At 68.6% G+C, this 3,229-nt stretch carries 4 protein-coding genes; all 4 read right to left on the bottom strand.

Translation table 11 applies throughout. The features are described from left to right. Positions 1–49: 49 nt before the first annotated feature. The gene (gene ybgF, locus AC1D15_RS23720) at positions 50–853 is read right to left on the bottom strand and encodes a tol-pal system protein YbgF (protein ID WP_477827903.1); all 804 of its coding nucleotides are present in this window, start codon (positions 851–853) and stop codon (positions 50–52) included. Between the two features lie 14 nt (positions 854–867). Beyond that, entirely contained in the window at positions 868–1,401 is a 534-nt protein-coding gene (pal, locus tag AC1D15_RS23715; RefSeq protein ID WP_465114646.1) for a peptidoglycan-associated lipoprotein Pal, read from the bottom strand. A 51-nt stretch (positions 1,402–1,452) separates the two neighbouring features. Beyond that, complete coding sequence (gene tolB / locus AC1D15_RS23710; protein ID WP_477827902.1) at positions 1,453–2,748, bottom strand: Tol-Pal system beta propeller repeat protein TolB; 1,296 nt, start codon at positions 2,746–2,748, stop codon at positions 1,453–1,455. 14 nt (positions 2,749–2,762) lie between these two features. Continuing rightward, positions 2,763–3,229 (bottom strand): glycosyltransferase family 2 protein (locus tag AC1D15_RS23705; protein ID WP_477827901.1); only part of this gene is annotated, 467 nt, incomplete at its 5' end.

Genomic DNA, 3,229 nt, shown 5'->3' with positions numbered 1-3,229 from the left:
CATCAGATCAGGCAAGGGCAGGTCGTTGACGGCGTTCACGGCAGCCCCGTCACTTCATCGACGCCAGCCGCTCCTTGGCAGCCTCGGCCGCCTCGGACTTCGGGTAGGTCTTCAGCAGGTCGTCGAGCGTGCGCTTCGCGCCCTTCGCGTCCTTCAGCTCGAGCTGGCAGTTCGCGATCGACAGCAGCGCCTCGGGCGCGCGCGGACTGGCCGGCGCCACCTTCAGCAACTCGCGGAACGACGCGGTGGCTTCGCGGTATTCACGCTTGCCGTACTGCGCATTGCCGAGCCAGAACAGCGCCACGTCGTTGTAGCCGCTGGCCGGGTAGCGCTGGCGGAACGCGACGAAAGCCGACGCGGCGCCCGGGAAATCGCCCTTGCGCATCACCGCCATCGCATCGTCGAACTGCTTCTTCTCCTCCGGATCGACGAGGAATTCCTTGTCGTCCATCGTGACCTTCTGCGGTTCGAGCTTGCGGATGCGGTCGTCCACGCCCTGGGCGATGTCCTTCTGGCGGCGCTGCAGCTCGGCCACGTCGCGCGTGAGCTGCTCGTTCTGGCCGACCAGCTTGGCGGCATCGCCGCGCATCAGCTCGATCTGCGTGTTCAGGTCGAGCAGGCTGCGCTTGAGCTTGCCGATTTCTTCGAGCAGCTGCGCGTTCATCTCGGCCTGGCGCTGCGCCTGCTGCTTGTTGCTCTCCTCGAGCTTGCCGCGCAGCTCGAGGATGGCCTTGCGCGCCTCGTCGTCGTCGAACAGACCGGCGTGCGCGGCCGGCGCCGCCACCAGGGCCAGAGCCGCCAGCAGCGGCGCCCACCAGGCGCCGCCGGTGCGTCCGCGAAGAATCGATTGCATGCCAGGCCTCCGGCTTACTTGGCGTTGAACTCGGCGCGGCGGTTCTTCGCCCAGGCGGCTTCATCGCTGCCCTGCACTGCCGGACGCTCCTTGCCGAAGCTGACGGCCTCGACCTGCGACTGCGGCACGCCCAGCAGTTCCAGCGACTTCACGACCGCCTCGGCACGCTTCTGGCCCAGCGCCAGGTTGTACTCGCGGCCGCCGCGCTCGTCGGTGTGGCCTTCGATCGAGACCTTCTTCGCCTTGTTGGCCGACAGGCTCTTGGCCTGCGCTTCGATCGTCGGGCGGAACTCATCCTTCACCACGTAGCTGTCGTAGTCGAAGTAGATGACGCTGCTGATCGCAGCCGGGGCGTTCTTCGTCAGGTCGACGCTCGCGACCTGCGACTGCGACGTGCCGGCGTTGTTCGCGCCGCTGTTGGCCGAGGTGCCGCCGGTCGAGCGGTTTTCCACCGGGGCCGGCTTGTCGTCGAGCTTGACGCCGGAAGCGCAGCCTGCCAGGACGGCCGAGGTCAGGGCAGCGAGAAGGGTGAGACGAGTTGCTTTCATTGGAGACTCCTGGTCATGTTGTCGTCGAGAAAAGATGCGCCGGCCGCTTCGTCAGCGGCCGTACGGGCCCCACATGGGCTCGCGGACATCGGCGGCTGTCGACACCAGCTTCGCCTTGATCTTGCCGTCCAGCGTCGTGGTCATCAGCACGTCGCGCCCTTGCGCGCGCGATGCGTAGATGATCAACCGGCCGTTCGGCGCAAAACTCGGGCTCTCGTCGTCGCTGGTGTCGCTCAAGGCCAGCGGCGTCGCGCCCGGGTTGGTCAGGTCCATCAGGTACAGCCGGAAGGCGTTGCCCTGGCGGGAAATGTAGGCGAGGTTGCGCCCGTCGGGACTGAGCGACGGGCTGATGTTGTAGCTGCCCGAAAAGGTGACGCGCTCGACCGCCCCGCCGGCCAGCGCCGTGCGGTACACCTGCGGGCCGCCCCCGCGGTCGCTGACGAAGTACAGCGTGCGGCCGTCGGGCGTGAACACCGGCTCGGTGTCGATCGCCTGGCTGGTGGTGATGCGCTTCGGTTCGCCGCCGTTGCGGCCCATCAGGTAGAGCTGCGAGATGCCGTCGCGGCTCAGCGTGACGGCCAGCGACTGCGAATCGGGCGACCAGGCCGGTGCGCTGTTCGAGCCGCGGAAGTTGGCGATCACGCGGCGCTCGCCGGTGGCGACGCTCTGCACGTAGACGATGGCCTTCTGCTTCTCGAACGACACGTAGGCCAGTTCCTGGCCGTTCGGCGCCCAGGCCGGCGAGATGATCGGCTCGGGGCTGTTCAGCGCGACCTGCCCGCCTTCGCCGTCGGCGTCGGCGATGCGCAGCGCGTAGCGGCTGCCGGTGCGGGTGACGTAAGCGATGCGCGTCGAGAACACGCCCTTGTCACCGGTCAGCTTCTCGTAGACGTAGTCGGCGATGCGGTGCGCGGCCAGCCGCAGGTCGGCCGGCTGCACGGCATTGCTCTGGCCGCCGAGCTCCTGGCCCTTGACGATGTCCCAGAGCTTGAAGCGCACGTCGAAGCGGCCGTCGGCCAGCCGCGTGACCGAGCCGGCCACCAGCGCGTCGGCGCCGCGGGAGCGCCATTCGCCCATCGCCGGCTGCGCGTTCTCGTCGATCGCGACGCTGGTGTCGACGCCGCGGAACACGCCGGCGCGCTCCAGGTCGGCCCGGATGATGGCCGACAGGGCCTGCGTGGTCTTGTCCTCGTCGCGGAATTTCGCGATCGCGATCGGCACCTGCGTGGCACCGACGCCGGCGATCTCGACGCGGAACTGCGCCAAGGCCGGGGTGACGGTCGTGGAAAGGGCCGCCCCGCCGAGGGCGAGTCCGGAGGCAACGGAGAAGTGACGTCGGTTCAGCATCCAGTGTCCTGATCTCAAATTGTGGTCTTGGTTCCGGCAGCGTCCGCGAACGCCATTTTCAGGTATCGGTAATAGGTGCCTTCGGCGTTGTAGACCGCCAGCACGAAACCGAGCCGCCCGTCGAGGAAGCCGCGGCGCAGCAGGTAGGCCCGCAGGAACGCCCAGACGCCATGGGCAAGCGCCGTACCCAGGCCGCCGCGGCGGCCGGCGCGCACCTTGTCGAGGGCGCGGCCGCTGCTGTAGCGGTTCATCTTGTCCAGCGCGTCGTGCAGCGTCGGCATGGTCTCGTGCAGCAGGTCGCCGGGCAGGCGCCCGACCGGCCCCTGCACGTCCAGCCGCTCGTGCACCAGGTCGTCGGTGAAGCGCGCGCGCCCGCGCAGGAACAGCCGCGTGACCCGGTCAGGGTACCAGTCGCCATGGCGCATCCACTGTCCGCAAAAACGCGACAGGCGTGACAACTGGTAGCCGGCGGGGCCCTCGG

It is taken from the genome of Rhizobacter sp. P2_H2 (genome assembly GCF_056403375.1).
This window is presented reverse-complemented; position numbering and strand designations above follow the sequence as displayed.

Bases quoted from the DNA above. Each gene is read 5' to 3' on its own strand.
- tolB (WP_477827902.1), bottom strand. From the start codon at position 2,748: ATGCTGAACCGACGTCACTTCTCCGTTGCCTCCGGACTCGCCCTCGGC.
- pal (WP_465114646.1), bottom strand. From the start codon at position 1,401: ATGAAAGCAACTCGTCTCACCCTTCTCGCTGCCCTGACCTCGGCCGTC.
- ybgF (WP_477827903.1), bottom strand. From the start codon at position 853: ATGCAATCGATTCTTCGCGGACGCACCGGCGGCGCCTGGTGGGCGCCG.